Source organism: Bacillus nitratireducens, assembly GCF_036320425.1.
Classification (GTDB): domain Bacteria; phylum Bacillota; class Bacilli; order Bacillales; family Bacillaceae_G; genus Bacillus_A; species Bacillus_A nitratireducens.
Window position 1 is genome coordinate 536,819 of the sequence record NZ_JAUMJO010000001.1, and the last position, 16,215, is coordinate 553,033.

The following is a 16,215-nucleotide window of genomic DNA, read 5'->3' on the forward strand; positions in this document are numbered from 1 at the left end:
CCCCCTACTATTCAATATAAGCAATTTGATCTACAACAATTTCTGGTGCTAGTTCACTAATACATAATACTTTAGCTTCTATTTGATAACGTTCAAGAAGTCTCACAATCGCAAATCTGAAATCTTTTCTGCGTGTTAATAATACTGGATCTCTTCCCATTAAACGAGCTTGTTTGAAAACACGCTGTACTTGCTCTACTACTCGCGTTTCTAAATCTAAATCCCAGTTTAATAAATAACCTTGGTATGAATTATTTACAACATCTGCATCCAATTCAATTGAATCAGAGAAGAGCGCCGCATAGATTTTCCCATCAGGATTTTTCGCACTCTCACAAATAACTTTTGAAATACATTCACGAACAAATGCAGTGACACCATCAACATGGTTTTGATAAATTTCTTTCCCGTCAATAACCCCTTCAATAATCGTTGGTAAATCACGGATTGAAACTCCTTCTTTCAGCAGTTGTTTAATAACATTTTGTACGAGTGATAAATCGATTTCTTTCTTCTTAATTTCTTCTAATAAAACGCCATTATCCGTTTCCAGCGATTGAATTAAATCTTTCACATGTTGACGCTGAATTAACTCGTGAAGATTTCGTCTAACGACAACATCTAAATGCGTAATTAATATGCTAAGTGGCTCTAACACTTGATAGCCTTTCATTTGTGCATCTTGTACCATATGCTCCAAAATCCAATATCCATCTTCGCCGAAAATTGGATCTTTCGCTGGCTCTGCATCTAAATCCGCCATTACGTTCGGTGTTTTCAGTGCCAATAAGTAACCTGATTTTAAAACACCTTCAGCGGCCTTCGCACCTTTAATACGAATAATGTAACGTCCGCGTGGTCTAAAGCTCGTATTATCTTTAAAGTTAATCCCAGGAACGTTAATACCAAGGTCAGTAATAATCGATTTCCTCATCAGAACAACTTTATCTCGAGCTGTTTCCCCTTTAATTTTTTGCTTTACAAGCGCCGCTAAATCTAATCCGAGCTCTACGATAATTGGATACTTATCTGTAAACACGCCGAATGAATCTTCCACTTGTTGCAATTGCTCTTCATCGCCTTGAATCATTTCTAATTCTTTTTGAAGCTCGTCTTCTTTTTCTTTCTTTATTCGCTTTTTATTATGAACACCTAAGAAGATGATTGTGCCTCCAACGAGAGCGAATGGTAGAAATGGTAACGGAGTAAAAATACCCATTGCGATAAATAAACCACCAAGCGCATAGACAACAACTTCATGCGCTAATAACTCTTTAAAGATTCCTTCTGTTACTGTATTAGGTGAACCGTCAAATACTCGCGTTACGATAATACCTGTTGAAATTGCGAGCATTAACGAACCGATCTGGTTTATGATTCCGTCACCGACAGTTAACTGTGTATAATGAATGGCTGCTTCTCCAAAGCTCATTCCTTGCTGCATCATACCAACAATTAAACCGAAAATAATGTTTACGAATAAAATGACAATCCCGAAAATAACGTCCCCTTTAATGAACTTTCCGGCACCATCCATCGCTCCGTAAAACTCTGTTTCCATATTTAATTTTTTTCGTTTTGCCTGTGCGTCTTTTTCTGTAATAATGCGCTGGTTTAAGTCAGCATCGATAGACATTTGTTTCCCTGGTAAAGAATCAAGTGTAAAACGAGCTGCAACCTCAGCTGTACGAGATGCACCATTTGCAACGATAAATTGGAATATGATTAATACTATAAAAATAACGATACCAATTAATAAGTTCCCACCAATTACGAACTGGCCGAACTCTTCAATTACATGACCGGCATTTCCGTCTGTTAAAATCGCTCGCGTCGTCGAAACGTTAATCGATACGCGGAAAATCCCGATTAATAACAACATCGTTGGAAATGACTTTAATTCATCCCACTCGTTAATACTTGTCGCTCGCATATAAATAAGCACTGACATACTTAGTAGAAAAACGATAACGATATCAAGTATAAATGGTGGAAGTGGAATTAAGAGCGCCACTACAAATGACGCTGCTAAAAAGATAGAAAAATAGGTTCTTGCAGAATCTATCTTAAACAAAGAGATCTCCTCCAAACGCGCTACTCTACTTCAAGTTCATTCGTCTGAATTAAATAGCGCATAACTTCAATTACAGCTACGTATAAATCTTCTGGAATCGCCATGTCTTCCTCGACTTGATAATATAAAGAACGAGCAAGCGGACGGTTTTCCACCATTGGTATTTCTTGTTCCCGGGCAAGCGTTCGTATATATAATGCGAGCTCATCTTCCCCTTTTGCAACGACAATTGGCGCCGCATCGACATGTTTATTGTATCGAAGTACGACCGAAATATGAGTCGGGTTGTTTACAATAAATGTTGCGCCATCCATCTTCTTCGCAATTGTTCCTTGCAATAGGGCATGCATAAAGTTTTTTCGTTTCCCCTTTACTTGCGGATCCCCTTCATTATCTTTATGCTCTCGTTTTACTTCTTCTTTTTTCATCTTAATATCTTGTTCGTACTCCCATTTTTGATAAATAAAATCAATAATAGAAAGAACGATTAATATAATTAAAATAACTAAAAAGATAAATTTAATTTGCCTAATAATTTCAGTAAGTGACGCAGTCCAGTTAAATCCAATCATACTAACGATTTTCTCTAAATTCTTTTTAAAGAGAACGTAAGCAACATAACCGATTAGTCCCATATAAAACAGTGATTTCAAAATATCTACTAAACTTTTACGACTAAACAGTCTCGTAAAATAGTTTTTCGGATTAATACGTGATGCTTTCGGCTTAATGACTTTAGAAGAAAATAAGAAACCAACTTGAATCATATAATTGAATAAATGAAAAGCGTATACGAGTATTAATATAGGAGCCGATACTTTAAGAAGTAAAATGCCCATTAAATACAAATACTCCGTCACATCCGTATTTTTTCCAATTTGATCAAACAGCGCCGCTACGGCGTTCGCAATCTCATAACCGAGCCAATCTCCGAAAAAGTAAACGACAACTGCTAATACGAGAATGGAAAATAAATTATTTAAATCTTTACTCCGGGCGATATTCCCTTCTTCACGTGATTTTTTACGCTTCTGCGGGGTGGCCTTTTCTGTTTTATTATCCTTTGCCATGCGCGTCCCCCTACTTCGTTAAGAAAAAGTTAAATAGTTTCGTATACTCTTCTAATAATACGTCTGTCATATTTTTAAACACATAGCCGAGCATCGGTACGCTCATCGCAATAAATAAAATACCACACGTAATTTTAATAACGTACGCATTCATAAAAACGTTTAATTGCGGTGCGTTTTTTGCGATTAAAATAAGAACGAAGTTAATGATGAATAAACTGCCCATAAGCGGCAATGCAATTTCGACCGCTGATGTAATCGCGAATAATAACGTTGCGAGTAGACTATCTAAAAAACTAGTAGGCAACAGTTTTGAAATCGCCTCTGTATATTGAAATGACTTTAAAATCGTGACAACAAAATAATTTATACCGCCGAGTGAAATAAAAATAATAAGAAAAAATATATCAAAAATTGTTGATAACAAAGTGGACTGTGATCCAGCATTGACATCAAATAAACTTGCCTGTGATAAGCCGATATCAAAATCTAAAATATGTCCAGCCATTTTCGGGATATTCCACAGCATTTCTACAATTTTTGAAAGTGATAATCCAATTACAATTTGCGTAGCTGCATAAGCAGCTACATCCCAAACTGTCTTTATGTGAGAGACATCAACTTGGTCAGCAACTGTAATCGAAAGACCAAGTCCAAACGTAACCTTTGCCATTGCAGGAATCGATCGTCCTGAAAAGAACGGTAAAAAATATAAAAATGAAGTAATGCGGCAAAACGCAAAAAACGTCGCCGCCCATAATTCCATATTCATTTCAATTCACCTATCTTAGTACGAACGCAATAGCGATGGAATTTTATCAAATAAATCTAAAATAAGCGTCGTTAACTCTTGAAACATCCACGGACCTAAAATGATAATAACGAGTACAATACTCGCCATTTTCGGTAAAAATGTCAGCGTTTGCTCTTGAATTTGCATCATCGCCATAATGACAGCGATAATAATAACGACAATCATACTTACACCGGCAACCGGCATTAAAATCATAACCCCTTTATAAAAAAAGGTTTGAAAAATATCTATAATTGGTGACGTATTCATTTATATGACTCCTATCACATAGCATCAAACGCTTCAGGCGACCGTTTTAAACATAATATCGACGATTTTTGTATATCCACCTAAATATACGAAAATGAGTATTTTAAATGGTAAACTTAAAATCATCGGCGGTACCATCATCATCCCAAGGTACATTAAAAGTGTACTAATAATTAAATCAATAAAGACAAACGCTAAATAAATGAACATCCCCGTCAATAACCCTTTTTGAATTTGCGTTAGTGTAAAGGATGGTACAAGTGTAAATAATGAAAGATCCTTTAAATCTTTCGGCAAATCTTCTCCGCGCACTTTCAGCATCATTTTTAAATCATGCTTATACGTATGCTTCGACATATAATCTTTCATAATCGGAGCTGTCGTCTCCGCAGCTTGACTTACTGTTATTTTTTCTTTCGTCATCGGGTCCCACACATCACTCTTTAACTGACCAAGCACTGGCTGCATCGTAAATAGCGATAAAAATAATGCAAGTCCAACAAGCACTTGGTTCGGTGGTAAATTCATTACCCCAAGTCCTTGACGAGTAATCCCAAGAACAATCATAAAATAAGTGAAATGCGTAAATAAAAGAACGATAGAAGAAGATAATGATAGAAGGATAACGAGCGCGAATAGTTGTACACTTGAATTACTCGTAAACTCTTTTCCATTTTCGAAATTAATAAAACCGTTCGTGGCTGCATATGCTGGATTTACAAAAACAAATGAAAAAATAATAGAAAATGCGAAAATAACGGCAAATAACGATAACTGTTTCTTTATTCTCATGATGGATCCTCTACTTTTTTCGTTTCACTCTTCACCGCGTCTTCTAGTGCTTGTTGAAACTGATTTCCTGTCCCTGTTAATTGCACAGATTGCACACCGTTATTACTAATAACAGTGAACACTTGCTTCCCGTCTACTTCAAACAAAAAAGCGCTCGTTTGATGATTTAAATACACGCCGTCTTTCACTTGAATATGGCCATTTTCACCTTGCTTATAAAACTGCTGTTTGCGCGTCTTTTTCGTCATATAATACGCACCATAGCCGAGCGCACCAAACAGTAAAACGACTTGTAATAAGGTCGTCATATACGACATATGACTCCTCCTCTACTCTTTATCCTGCATTTGATTTTGCGCCTTCATAAGCGCTGCATGTTTCTTGTCAGCTTCAATTTCAGAAATAATAATGCCGAACTTCTCATCCATTACTGTCGCTTCACCAATACCAACTTTCATATCGCTTAAATATACATCTACTTTATGTCCTAAATTTTTCTCTACTTCAAGAACATCGCCAACTTTTAATTGCTTCACATCACCAAGCGTAATAGATGACTTCCCAAGCTTTACTCCAAGTTCAATCGAAATATCTGAAACGGTATCAATATGTGCCTTCTCCGCTTCATTTCGACCCCCTGCAAATTCTTCCAATCCCATTAATGACACAGGAGATACTTCATGTTTCATATGGATCCTCCTACTCTATAAAACTTTTAAATAGGAGCGCCTTACGCGTTCCATCTTTCCCGATAAAACAATTAAATTTATGTTTTCCATCTACATAACCACGTAGTTGGTCTGTTACTTTCGTATGAAGCGGAATTATGTCACCTTCTTCAATTTGCTCAATCTCGCCCATTGTCATCTTCTGCTCACCAATCGCAACATGTACAGGCTTATACACTTGATTTACTTTCACTTCTACTTCAGATGTATACTTTTTACGCTTATCCGAAGAATGTTCAACAATATTTTCAGACGTTAACTTATCCATAATTTCTTCAACAGATAAGAATGGAATCCCAATACGAACTGTCGTATTCCAAAAATCTGTTTTCATATTTACGTTCAGTAATGAAATAATATCGCTCGCTGTCGTAATCTTCAGCGCGTTTGGATCTGTCTCCGTCGTTACAAATTTCGGCTTTATCGCAACAACGCTTTCAAATGATTGTTGTAAATTTTTACAAAGAAGAGCAAATATATTATCAAGCGTTAAAAACTCAAACGCAGTTAATGGTCTACGCATCGTAAAATTACGCTTACTATCTCCGCCAAGCCAGCATTCATGAATATAAATAACGAACGCTAAATCAATTTCAATTACGATTTCTCCAAGCTCTGGAAGGCCGAGATCAATAACGCAATATAAATAGTAATCTTTCGGCATTTTCTCCACATACTCACTCGTAAACGGAACTTGCTCAACGGCCGAAGGCTCTAGTTCAATCGGAATACGCATACGAGCTGAAAACGTCTGTGACGTCTGTTTTCCAAAAGTCGACGCAATCGCTTGCAAACTACGTAAATGCTCAACACCAAACTTCTCCGGTCTATTAAAATCGTACTCTTGAAATTTATCTTGCTTCCCTGCTTCTTGTGCGAAAGCTGGCATTTCCTCGCCTTCATTTACCGCCTTCAGCAGGGCATCAATTTGCTCTTGGCTTAATTTATCGCCACTCATGAAAATCCCCTTTCCTACCTTTTCAATTCAACAATTTCAACGTACATTTTTCCATTCTTCGTCAAAATCTTTCCGGTTCCAATCTCTTCATTCTCAAGCATAAGACGTACCGTATTTTTCGTTGAATTTTCCAGACGATACAATGTACCTTTCGTAATATGAAGCAGATCTTCAATTTTCTTTTTCGTATTTCCGATTTCAAAATAAATCGTTAACGGAATATCATCTTGTAATTTCAAATCTAGCCAACTCCCATATCATGTTCACGAACATTTCATATTCTCTATTTACCCCGCTATTTGCGGGCAGTAAGACCCCTACCCCAAAATTCAGCGAAAGCAAAGAAGTTAGGTGGGGGAATCCACTGCCCGTAAAAGCCCGATTGGTGAAGGCTAATAATCAGTGGGGATGAACAAAACCCCCCACTGATTAAAGTTTCACTTTATATAAATGAAATTTCTTATTTCGAAACGTCTATATTCAATATTTTTTTTATATATCCTTGCGTTTCTTTAAATGGTGGTACGCCTCCGTGCTTTCTCACATTACCAGGACCAGCATTATAAGAAGCAAGTGCTAGTACGAGATCACCGTTATTTTTCTTTAAATAACCGCTTAACTCTTTCACACCGCCTTCAATACTTTCAACTGGTGAAAATGGATTTTTTATACCCATTTCTTTCACATTTGCTGGCATAAGCTGCATCAGCCCCATCGCTCCTGCATGTGACACCGTTTTCGGATTAAAATTAGACTCTACTTCAATCATTTTTTGAATTAACGTTTTCGGAATTCCATATGTACGACTAGCGCGATTAATAATATCCTCATACTTACCTTCATTTGAATAACGTATATTTTGAATATTATACTTTTTCGTTAACTCCCACGTATCAGCAGACTCATTTTTCGTCTCTGGGAAACGTCGCTCAAGCTCTTTTTGTGCGACTTGCACTTCATCCACTTTCTTCGTTTCAGCTTTCTCCGTCTCCTCAAGCTTACTCGCTTCCTCCACCTTAATAGGCTCAACTGGTTTATTAACAGCCGTTTCTATTTTCATAGATTGTACCGCCTGACTCATATCCTCTACTTTTGCCGCTTGCAGAGTAACCTTCGTCTTCTTCGCAGGTTCACTCTGCAATTGATTTTGAAAACGACTACTAACGAACGCCTGCGGACTACTTAACTTTTGCTGAATTAGTCCTTTTTTATAAGCAAGAACTTCTTTTACAATATTTCCAACTACCATAATATCACCTTTTCTGTAAATAAGGATAATCTAATATTAGGGTTTTTTAAATAAGTTTGCAATAATCCTTTGTAATAAAAAAACAACTAAATTGTTAAAATGTTATTTTTTTATATCCGTTAATCCAAATTTATAGTTGACACTTGATATAGCAAGACTTACAATGAATTCGAAATTGGTTTTTTCGCATATTAGAATTTTTAAATTTGCAGAAGAATCAATATAAAAAAATGGGGGTTCTTAACATGAGAATTAATACAAACATTAATAGCATGCGTACGCAAGAATACATGCGCCAAAACCAAGACAAAATGAACGTTTCTATGAACCGTTTATCAAGCGGTAAACGTATCAACAGTGCAGCTGACGATGCAGCTGGACTTGCAATCGCTACTCGTATGCGCGCAAAAGAAAACGGATTAGGTGTTGCATCTCGTAATACACAAGATGGTATCTCTATGATTCGTACAGCTGATTCAGCAATGAACTCAGTATCTAACATCTTACTTCGTATGCGTGACCTAGCAGTTCAATCTGCCAACGGTACAAACACAAACGAAAACCGTGGTGCACTAGAAAAAGAATTTTCTGCACTAAAAGATCAAATTGATTACATTTCGAAAAACACTCAATTTAACGGAAAAACATTATTAAATGGTGATAATCAATCTATTAAAATCCATAGTTATGATGATGGACAAGCCAATACTGATGCAAATACATCAGCTAATTCTGGTACTACTAATCCTGGTACTACTAATCCTGGTACTACTGATCCTAGTACTACAAAACCTGCTATTAACGGCACTATCGATATCACACTAGCAAATGTTACCAGCACTAATTTAGAAGGTGATGGAAAGAAACTTAGCCAAATTTCTATCTCAGCAACAAACGCAGGCACTACTGGAACAGCTGCCGCTCCAACAACTGGTACTGGTGGAACAACTGCCGCTCCAGCAGCTACTGAAGATGATAGTACTGCTATCAAGAACGCTAACGATGCAATTAAAGCTATCGATGGTATGATCGCATCTATCGCAGGTAGCCGTGCTGATTTAGGTGCTACATTAAACCGTCTAGACTTCAATGTAGAAAGCTTAAATAACCAGGCTTCTAACATGGCATCTTCTGCTTCTCAAATCGAAGATGCTGACATGGCGAAAGAAATGTCTGAAATGACTAAGTTCAAAATCTTGAACGAAGCTGGTATTAGCATGCTTTCTCAAGCAAACCAAACTCCTCAAATGGTTTCTAAATTATTACAATAAACCATTCGAGTTAGTTTCATGAAAGAACCTCTCTATTTATAGAGAGGTTCTTTTTTTCAATATATATAGATAAAAGGTAGCAAACCTCCTTTTATCGCTTAGGTAGAAACTCCATCCATGCATAGAAGCAGGCAGTCCTTATATAAGAATGAAAGAATACGCATTTAATTGTTCTTAATGTAGTCTCACAAAACATTTCTAATTTACTACAGCCGTAAGCACTTCATAACTCTTGTAATTATTCACAAAATATAAAAGAAAGATACACATATGCTATGTATCTCTCCTCTTATTTTATATACTAGTCTTCATTATAAATAATATCCTCAGCTAAAGAAGTAAAGATCTCCCCAACAAGTGAGTCTTCATCATATACACATGAGCCTTTATTTTCTTCACGCTTCGCAAACGGTATTTGTGCGATTACTTCTGTTTGCAGTTGGTCTGCTAACATTTCGCCGCCGCCTTTTCCAAAGAGATAATTTCTTGACCCGTCTTGTTCTTCGTAATATGCCATGTTTTCAACGATACCTAAAATATCGTGTTTCGTATGTTTTGCCATGACTCCTACTCTAGAAGCGACAAATGATGCTACGCTATGAGGCGTCGTAACGATAATTTCCTTCGCTTGCGGAATCATTGCAGCGACATCAATGGCAACGTCTCCTGTTCCAGGTGGTAAATCTAGAAGAAGATAGTCTAATTCTCCCCAGTGCGTGTTCGCAAGGAAGTTTTGTATCCATTTGTTTAACATCGGTCCGCGCCACATAACTGGGTTATTGCCTTCTGTGAAGAATCCCATCGACATAATTTTAACACCGTGGCTAACGACCGGAATTGCGGTTTGGTCGATCATCGTCGGTTTTTCATTCGTTTCCATCATAGCTGGGATACTAAATCCATATATATCTGCATCTAAAATTCCAACCTTTTTCCCCATACGTGCTAAAGCAGTAGCAAGATTAATTGTCACAGTTGATTTTCCGACTCCCCCTTTCCCACTTGTTACAGTAATAAAACGTACTCCTGAATCAGGCCGAAGCATACTAGGCATTCCAGTTTCCGTTCTAGCTTCTTTCTTTAAAGACGCCGTTAATGCAGCTCGTTCTTCCGGTGTCATAGAAGCGAATGTCAAAGAAACTTTTGATGCCCCAACCTTTCGAAGTGAGTCTTCAATATCTTGTTGTATTTTTGCTTTCAACGGACAACCTTGAATTGTTAAAACTACTTCTAGTCCAACCTCTGTACCATCAATTTGTATATTTCTTACCATGTTTAATTCTACAATACTTTTGTGTAACTCTGGATCTTCTACATGGCTTAAAGCGTTCATAATCTGTTCGTGAGTAATCATCATACACATTCCTTCCATTGTAATTATTTTACCTTGTGAAAAAAGTCCCCACTTTTCCCACCCGTTTTTTGCACTAAATATGTTTCTTTCATGACCATCGTTTTATCAACTGCTTTACACATATCGTAAAAAGTAAGGGCAGCGATTGATACGGCAGTTAATGCTTCCATTTCTACACCTGTTTTCCCATTATATTTTACTGTCGCTCGTATCGTTAACTCATACCCATCACTTGTCTTTTCATAATGAAACGAAAAATCAGTTCCTTGGATTAATATCGGGTGACACATAGGGATTATATCCGCTGTTTTTTTAGCACCGATTATGCCAGCAACTTGTGCTACTTGGAGCGGGTCACCTTTTTTCAATCCACCACTTTGAATTGCTTCAAATAGTTCATTTGATAAAGAAATTGTACTTTGCGCAACAGCTGTACGTGTTGAAATGTCTTTTTGAGAAATATCAACCATTTTAGCTCTTCCTTCTTCATTCCAGTGTGAAAATTCACTCATAATGATTCTCCTTAATGTATAAAAGATGCGGTATTCAAATAAAAAGAATTAACCTCCACTTACAGGCGGGATAAACGCAACAGTATCTCCGGCTTTTACAATATCTTCGTCCGTTACAAATTCTTCATTAATTGCCACCATAACATTATCTAGCGTCTGTAAGTGATGGTTATCTTTCAGCCATTTTTTCAATTGATGAACATTCATCTCTCGTTTTTCTATTATTGCTAATCTCTCTGAACCGACTTCTTCTCGTAAATTTGCGAACAGTAAAATTGTAATCATTCTCTCATTCTTCTTTCTTTGGTTTTCCTTCTGGATACGGAGTATTTTCAAGTTGATCTCCTATCCACTCCGTTCCATCTTCCCAAAATTCTTTTTTCCAGATTGGGACAATTCTCTTTATACGTTCAATTGCGTATTCATTCGCTTCGTACGCTACTTTACGATGTGGTGACGATACTGCAATGACAACTGCGATATCCATTATTTCTAATCGTCCTACTCGGTGTGTGATTGCTACTTTCGCATCCGGCCACTTTTTTTTAATTTCTTCTCCAATTGCAGTAAGCTTTTTTACCGCCATCGGTTTATATGCTTCATACTCAAGATGTAACGTTCGTTTTCCTTTCGTTAATTCTCTAACCGTTCCTATAAAAGTTGTAATTGCTCCAGCTTCTCGTCTTGCTACTTTATTCGTTACTTCTTCAACTACAATCGGATTATCGACAATTTCAAATCGTGCTTGTCCCATCAAAACCTCTCCCTACTTTACGGAATGTCCAAGGCCATTCACTACCTTCGTTATCTTCTAATAAAAGAATGTCTACAAACATCCCTTTCTTATATCCTCTCGTACCGCCCTGTAGTACAATAAAAATGTTTGATTCTGCTAATGAAGAAACGGAACTAGATTTATCAAATCCTGATGGATAAGCGATTAGTTGTCCTTCGTTATACTGAAGCTTCGCTCGTACAAATCTTGTAAATGGATTCGGTTTTAGAAAATCTTCTCCGAGCATTGCTTTTTCTCGTTTTACATGTGGTTTTTCGCTAAACATATACGCACGAATGCTAGGTTTTACGAATAATTCAAAACCTACATAGCAAGCAGATGGATTACCTGATAATCCAAATAATAATTTCCCGTTTAATTGTGCTACTGTTGTGACGCTACCCGGACGCATGGCTACTTTATTAAAAAGAACTGACGCGCCTAACTTTTCGTATATCGCTGGCAAATAATCGTAATCTCCTACCGAAACACCACCAGTTGTAATTAACATATCCACTTCGCTTAACGCTTTTTTCACTGCTTCGTAGCACGTATTCAAATCGTCGCTAAACTTCCCAAAGTACTTTACTCTTCCACCTGCTCTTCGAATTTGAGACGATATCATATACGTATTACTATTCCGGATTTTCCCGGGTTGTAGTTTTTCATTTACATCGAGAAGTTCACTCCCAGTCGCTAATAGTCCAATTATAGGCTTTTTCGCTACTGGCACTTCGCTATAACCGAATGTAGCAAGAAGAGCTGAAATACCCGGATTAATGTAACTACCTCTTTTTGCGAGAACGGTTCCTTTCTGAACATCTTCACCTTGAAAGGATATATTATCCCCTTCTTTAAATGAGCGACGCACTTCCATATAGCTTTTTCCGATATTCTCATATTGACGATGACGAGTCAGTTCTAGCATGACGACCGCGTTACATCCTTTCGGAATTTGTGCCCCTGTCATAATTCGAACTGCTTGAAACGCTCCTACTTCTTTAGGAAATACGGAACCTGCTCCAATTTCACCGATGACTTCAAATACGATTGGATTCTCACGACTTGCTCGCGAAGTATCTTCTGCCCTAACAGCAAACCCATCATATGGCGAGCGATTGAAAGAAGGCACATCGTGATCCGCTACTATATTGTCTGCTAGTGTACGTCCGTATGCTAATTCAAGTGGTACTAGTTCTTTTACACCATAATTAGCAAATGCCATCACTTTACGAACAGCCTCTTCAACTGTAATTGGCACTCTTCTTTCCATCATTACCCATCCCTCTCTATTATCCTAATAACCGATAGTATAGTTGTTTCGCTTTTTGCATTTCATTCGTGCCATGAATAAATACACGACCATCATGAAAAACGACGATGCGATACTCTTCTAATTGGCAAGAGAGCAAATACGGATTCCGATCAACTTTCCCGTGGTTCTTTAATACTTTTTCTAACTCATCAAAGTTGTAATGTCTATTATGCGCCGGTCTAATTTGAACTGTATTTCTTCCACATAACACAGCTGTCTTCGTTTGATTTTCGTATGATAAATAAGGATAAGTTCTATTTGTTCCGCACGAAGGACAGTCTTCCATTTTGATTTTCCCTAGTTTGATAGAATGATATTGATTACTCCATATATCAAACATTAAAAATGTTTTCCTAACTGCTTTGTAATCTTCTACTAAAATTTTGAATGCTTCCGCCACTTGGTACGCTGCAACGATTTGAACAGCTGGACTAATAATTCCAACTGTGTCACACGTCGCCCCTGTAACAGGAACACTTTTCAACACACAATGTAAGCACGGTGTTTTCTTCGGAATAATTGTATAGCTCATGCCATAACTTCCGACACAAGAACCGTAAATCCAAGGAATATTGTATTTTTGTGATATATCATTGATTACAAACCGAATATCGAAATTATCTGTGGCATCAATAATGACATCGACACCACCTAATAAAGCTTCCATATTATCTACTCTTGCATCCATTACTAGCGCTTGAATTTGCACGTCTGAATTAATTTGTTTGAGACGGTTCTGTGCTGCGATTGCTTTTGGCAACTTTTCTATCGCATCTTGTTCAGCGTAAAGTTGTTGCCGCTGTAAATTACTCCATTCTACGTAATCGCGATCAATAATCGTTAATTTCCCGATACCTGCACGTACAAAGCTTTCTGCACTTGCACTTCCTAATGCACCTGCCCCTATTATTAATACATGCTTACTTCTAATTTTCTCTTGCCCTTCTTTTCCAATAGGAGTGAACAACTGTTGTCGTGAATACCGCTCTATCATGAGGTAGCCTTCCTTTCACATACTGTTATTTTTTCAAGACATCTTCTTCGGTAGTGCTTTGTTTCTGATAACAAGAAAAATAAGCGAATCCAACAAATCCAGCTCCGCCAATTACATTTCCGATAAAGACAGGCACAAAGTTTTTAGCAAGATCCATCCACGTAAGGTGCCCCGCAAAAATTACGGCTGAAATGACAAACATATTTGCTACTACTTGCTGAAACCCAATTACGACAAACGCCATAATCGGAATCCAAATCCCAACAATTTTTCCGATTAAATCGTTCGTTCCATATGCTAACCAAATTGCAAGGCAAACGAGCCAGTTACAACCAATTGCTAAGATTAACGTTCTCCCGAAAGATTCATGTAACTTATTTTGAGCTATCGCTATCGTTTTATTTAAATACGCACCTTCTGTTAACCCGCCAAGATGGCCGAAACAATACGCTACGAAAAGTGCACCTGCGAAGTTAGTTAAAGTGATCCACGCCCAATTGTTTAACACATGTTTCAATGAAATTTTCCGTGCATACAGTGCCATGGCCATCGACATCATGTTTCCCGTAATTAATTCTCCTCCTGCTAAAACAACGAGCATAAGTCCTATAGGAAAAACCGCTCCTCCTATAAAATTGACTAAACTTCCCCATTGCTCCGGTACATTACCTAGAACACGAATATTAAGTAAAAATCCTAACGAAATGAATGCTCCTCCTAAAAAACCAAGAATAAGCATTGCGGATAGCGGTTGCCTTACCTTTTGAACACCGGATTCAATCACAAGCGCAGCAATTTGTTCCGGTTTATGAAATGCCATAACCAATTCCTCCATTTTTCTCATCTAAAAAAAGCAGCACCAAAAACCCTTAACATCGTAAGGATTTTTGAATGCTGCTTAATCTCTCTGCATATCTCTTACAGAAATATCAATCATCATTTTTACTATACTCATAGAAAGTGTACAAAACTTGCACATTTCCCACTATTTACGTTAACAAAGAGAATCTACATTTTTAGTAGCTTCTCAGCCACCGATATGCGACATTTCAATTTTCGGCATTGCTTTTTTATTCGTATTGCTCAACCGTTCATCTGAATAACGGTCTGAACGATTATTCCAAATGTCACGAATAACATTAGTAATCTCCTCATCCGTATATCCAAAGCGAAGTAATTCTTTAAGATCATTTCCTTTAGAAGCAAATAAACATGTATACAATTTTCCTTCTGCTGAAATACGTGCTCTTGTACATGATGAACAGAACGAATCCGTTACAGATGAAATTATTCCTATTTCTTCTTGGCTACCAACATAACGATAACGTGTTGCAACTTCACCAGGATAGTTCGCTTCAATATGTTCCAGCGGCATAACTTTATGAATCATCTTTACTATTTCCTGCTTAGAAACTACTTCGCCTAATTCCCAGCCGTTAAAATTTCCGACATCCATATATTCAATGAACCGAAGGATATGCTTATTCTCTTTAAAGTACTCTGCCATCTGAACGATGTCTTGTTCATTTTTCCCTTTTTGAACAACCATGTTCATTTTAATTTTCATTCCGGCTTCTGCTGCAGCTTGTATTCCTGCAAGAACTGTTTTTACTTTACTTCTATTCCCATTTAAATAAGAGAAACGTTCTTCATTTAAAGAATCTAAACTAACTGTTACGCGAGATAAACCCGCCTTATATAAATCAGGAGCAAATTTTTTAAGTAATGATCCGTTTGTCGTTAAACCGATATCCTCTACTCCTTCAATTTCGTTTAATCGCTGTATGAGTTCAGGTAAATCTTTTCGAAGTAAAGGCTCTCCCCCAGTAATGCGTAACTTTCTTACACCTAACGAAACGAAAATACGTGTAATCCTTTCAATTTCATCAAAAGATAAAATTTTATCATTAGACAAAAAAGAATAATCACGACCAAATATTTCTTCTGGCATACAATATCGACAGCGAAAATTACAGCGGTCAGTAACAGAAATACGTAAATCCTTTAAAGGACGATCTAATTTGTCTAATGTGACAGATTTCATGATTATTGCCTCGTTT

General features: G+C 37.2%; 19 protein-coding genes. 1 reads left to right on the forward strand and 18 read right to left on the reverse strand.

Annotation, left to right across the window (positions count from 1 at the left end; all coding sequences use genetic code 11):
* Positions 1-7 precede the first annotated feature (7 nt).
* From flhA to Q3V31_RS02870, 10 genes are all read right to left on the reverse strand, one after another.
* Entirely contained in the window at positions 8-2,074 is a 2,067-nt protein-coding gene (flhA, locus tag Q3V31_RS02825) for a flagellar biosynthesis protein FlhA (protein ID WP_097871770.1), read from the reverse strand.
* Positions 2,075-2,094: 20 nt separating this feature from the next.
* Complete coding sequence (gene flhB / locus Q3V31_RS02830; RefSeq protein WP_098425965.1) at positions 2,095-3,144, reverse strand: flagellar type III secretion system protein FlhB; 1,050 nt, start codon at positions 3,142-3,144, stop codon at positions 2,095-2,097.
* 10 nt (positions 3,145-3,154) lie between these two features.
* Positions 3,155-3,916, reverse strand: coding sequence for a flagellar biosynthetic protein FliR (locus tag Q3V31_RS02835; RefSeq protein ID WP_329762157.1), 762 nt, complete (start codon positions 3,914-3,916; stop codon positions 3,155-3,157).
* Positions 3,917-3,931: 15 nt separating this feature from the next.
* Positions 3,932-4,207, reverse strand: a complete 276-nt coding sequence (locus Q3V31_RS02840; RefSeq protein WP_001098085.1) for a flagellar biosynthetic protein FliQ — start codon at positions 4,205-4,207, stop codon at positions 3,932-3,934.
* 33 nt (positions 4,208-4,240) lie between these two features.
* Positions 4,241-4,999 (reverse strand): flagellar type III secretion system pore protein FliP, encoded by a 759-nt coding sequence (locus tag Q3V31_RS02845; protein WP_090813107.1) that lies wholly within the window; start codon positions 4,997-4,999, stop codon positions 4,241-4,243.
* On the reverse strand, positions 4,996-5,316 hold the full coding sequence (locus Q3V31_RS02850) for a hypothetical protein (RefSeq protein WP_000121180.1): 321 nt from the start codon (positions 5,314-5,316) through the stop codon (positions 4,996-4,998). Before Q3V31_RS02850 ends, Q3V31_RS02845 begins: the two co-directional genes overlap by 4 nt.
* 12 nt (positions 5,317-5,328) lie before the next feature.
* Positions 5,329-5,688: a flagellar motor switch protein FliN gene (fliN, locus tag Q3V31_RS02855; protein ID WP_097871766.1), complete on the reverse strand. Its 360-nt coding sequence runs from the start codon at positions 5,686-5,688 to the stop codon at positions 5,329-5,331.
* Positions 5,689-5,698: 10 nt separating this feature from the next.
* On the reverse strand, positions 5,699-6,685 hold the full coding sequence (fliM, locus tag Q3V31_RS02860) for a flagellar motor switch protein FliM (RefSeq protein ID WP_000012184.1): 987 nt from the start codon (positions 6,683-6,685) through the stop codon (positions 5,699-5,701).
* Positions 6,686-6,699: 14 nt separating this feature from the next.
* Positions 6,700-6,924 (reverse strand): flagellar motor switch protein FliN, encoded by a 225-nt coding sequence (locus Q3V31_RS02865; RefSeq protein WP_000775712.1) that lies wholly within the window; start codon positions 6,922-6,924, stop codon positions 6,700-6,702.
* A 221-nt stretch (positions 6,925-7,145) separates the two neighbouring features.
* Positions 7,146-7,934, reverse strand: a complete 789-nt coding sequence (locus tag Q3V31_RS02870; protein ID WP_097871764.1) for a lytic transglycosylase domain-containing protein — start codon at positions 7,932-7,934, stop codon at positions 7,146-7,148.
* A gap of 245 nt (positions 7,935-8,179) precedes the next feature.
* On the opposite strand from Q3V31_RS02870, the gene Q3V31_RS02875 reads away from it, so the two are divergent.
* Entirely contained in the window at positions 8,180-9,205 is a 1,026-nt protein-coding gene (locus Q3V31_RS02875; protein WP_097871762.1) for a flagellin N-terminal helical domain-containing protein, read from the forward strand.
* Positions 9,206-9,506: 301 nt separating this feature from the next.
* Here the strand turns inward: Q3V31_RS02875 and Q3V31_RS02880 are convergent, their stop codons facing one another.
* The 8 genes from Q3V31_RS02880 to moaA form a co-directional block, all read right to left on the reverse strand.
* The gene (locus Q3V31_RS02880; RefSeq protein WP_000973557.1) at positions 9,507-10,562 is read right to left on the reverse strand and encodes a P-loop NTPase; all 1,056 of its coding nucleotides are present in this window, start codon (positions 10,560-10,562) and stop codon (positions 9,507-9,509) included.
* Positions 10,563-10,582: 20 nt separating this feature from the next.
* Complete coding sequence (gene moaC / locus Q3V31_RS02885) at positions 10,583-11,071, reverse strand: cyclic pyranopterin monophosphate synthase MoaC (protein WP_329762278.1); 489 nt, start codon at positions 11,069-11,071, stop codon at positions 10,583-10,585.
* 48 nt (positions 11,072-11,119) lie between these two features.
* The gene (gene moaD / locus Q3V31_RS02890; RefSeq protein WP_000628504.1) at positions 11,120-11,356 is read right to left on the reverse strand and encodes a molybdopterin converting factor subunit 1; all 237 of its coding nucleotides are present in this window, start codon (positions 11,354-11,356) and stop codon (positions 11,120-11,122) included.
* Between the two features lie 4 nt (positions 11,357-11,360).
* Positions 11,361-11,825, reverse strand: a complete 465-nt coding sequence (gene moaE / locus Q3V31_RS02895) for a molybdopterin synthase catalytic subunit MoaE (RefSeq protein WP_000529411.1) — start codon at positions 11,823-11,825, stop codon at positions 11,361-11,363.
* Positions 11,806-13,119: a molybdopterin molybdotransferase MoeA gene (locus tag Q3V31_RS02900; RefSeq protein WP_098425966.1), complete on the reverse strand. Its 1,314-nt coding sequence runs from the start codon at positions 13,117-13,119 to the stop codon at positions 11,806-11,808. The genes moaE and Q3V31_RS02900 overlap by 20 nt, the downstream gene beginning before the upstream one ends.
* Before the next feature lie 19 nt (positions 13,120-13,138).
* Positions 13,139-14,155 (reverse strand): molybdopterin-synthase adenylyltransferase MoeB, encoded by a 1,017-nt coding sequence (locus Q3V31_RS02905; RefSeq protein ID WP_097871759.1) that lies wholly within the window; start codon positions 14,153-14,155, stop codon positions 13,139-13,141.
* A gap of 25 nt (positions 14,156-14,180) precedes the next feature.
* Positions 14,181-14,975 (reverse strand): formate channel, encoded by a 795-nt coding sequence (locus Q3V31_RS02910; protein WP_097871757.1) that lies wholly within the window; start codon positions 14,973-14,975, stop codon positions 14,181-14,183.
* A gap of 207 nt (positions 14,976-15,182) precedes the next feature.
* A complete protein-coding gene (gene moaA / locus Q3V31_RS02915) occupies positions 15,183-16,199 on the reverse strand; it encodes a GTP 3',8-cyclase MoaA (protein WP_071733736.1) in 1,017 nt (338 codons plus the stop codon).
* Positions 16,200-16,215: the final 16 nt, after the last annotated feature.

Coding starts and splice junctions, on each gene's coding strand:
- fliM (WP_000012184.1), bottom strand. CDS start 6,685: ATGAGTGGCGATAAATTAAGCCAAGAGCAAATTGATGCCCTGCTGAAG.
- moaC (WP_329762278.1), bottom strand. CDS start 11,071: ATGAGTGAATTTTCACACTGGAATGAAGAAGGAAGAGCTAAAATGGTT.
- Q3V31_RS02850 (WP_000121180.1), bottom strand. CDS start 5,316: ATGTCGTATATGACGACCTTATTACAAGTCGTTTTACTGTTTGGTGCG.
- fliN (WP_097871766.1), bottom strand. CDS start 5,688: ATGAAACATGAAGTATCTCCTGTGTCATTAATGGGATTGGAAGAATTT.
- Q3V31_RS02910 (WP_097871757.1), bottom strand. CDS start 14,975: ATGGCATTTCATAAACCGGAACAAATTGCTGCGCTTGTGATTGAATCC.
- Q3V31_RS02840 (WP_001098085.1), bottom strand. CDS start 4,207: ATGAATACGTCACCAATTATAGATATTTTTCAAACCTTTTTTTATAAA.
- moaA (WP_071733736.1), bottom strand. CDS start 16,199: ATGAAATCTGTCACATTAGACAAATTAGATCGTCCTTTAAAGGATTTA.
- Q3V31_RS02875 (WP_097871762.1), top strand. CDS start 8,180: ATGAGAATTAATACAAACATTAATAGCATGCGTACGCAAGAATACATG.
- Q3V31_RS02905 (WP_097871759.1), bottom strand. CDS start 14,155: ATGATAGAGCGGTATTCACGACAACAGTTGTTCACTCCTATTGGAAAA.
- Q3V31_RS02900 (WP_098425966.1), bottom strand. CDS start 13,119: ATGGAAAGAAGAGTGCCAATTACAGTTGAAGAGGCTGTTCGTAAAGTG.
- flhB (WP_098425965.1), bottom strand. CDS start 3,144: ATGGCAAAGGATAATAAAACAGAAAAGGCCACCCCGCAGAAGCGTAAA.
- moaE (WP_000529411.1), bottom strand. CDS start 11,825: ATGGGACAAGCACGATTTGAAATTGTCGATAATCCGATTGTAGTTGAA.
- Q3V31_RS02880 (WP_000973557.1), bottom strand. CDS start 10,562: ATGATGATTACTCACGAACAGATTATGAACGCTTTAAGCCATGTAGAA.
- Q3V31_RS02845 (WP_090813107.1), bottom strand. CDS start 4,999: ATGAGAATAAAGAAACAGTTATCGTTATTTGCCGTTATTTTCGCATTT.
- Q3V31_RS02835 (WP_329762157.1), bottom strand. CDS start 3,916: ATGAATATGGAATTATGGGCGGCGACGTTTTTTGCGTTTTGCCGCATT.
- Q3V31_RS02870 (WP_097871764.1), bottom strand. CDS start 7,934: ATGGTAGTTGGAAATATTGTAAAAGAAGTTCTTGCTTATAAAAAAGGA.
- moaD (WP_000628504.1), bottom strand. CDS start 11,356: ATGATTACAATTTTACTGTTCGCAAATTTACGAGAAGAAGTCGGTTCA.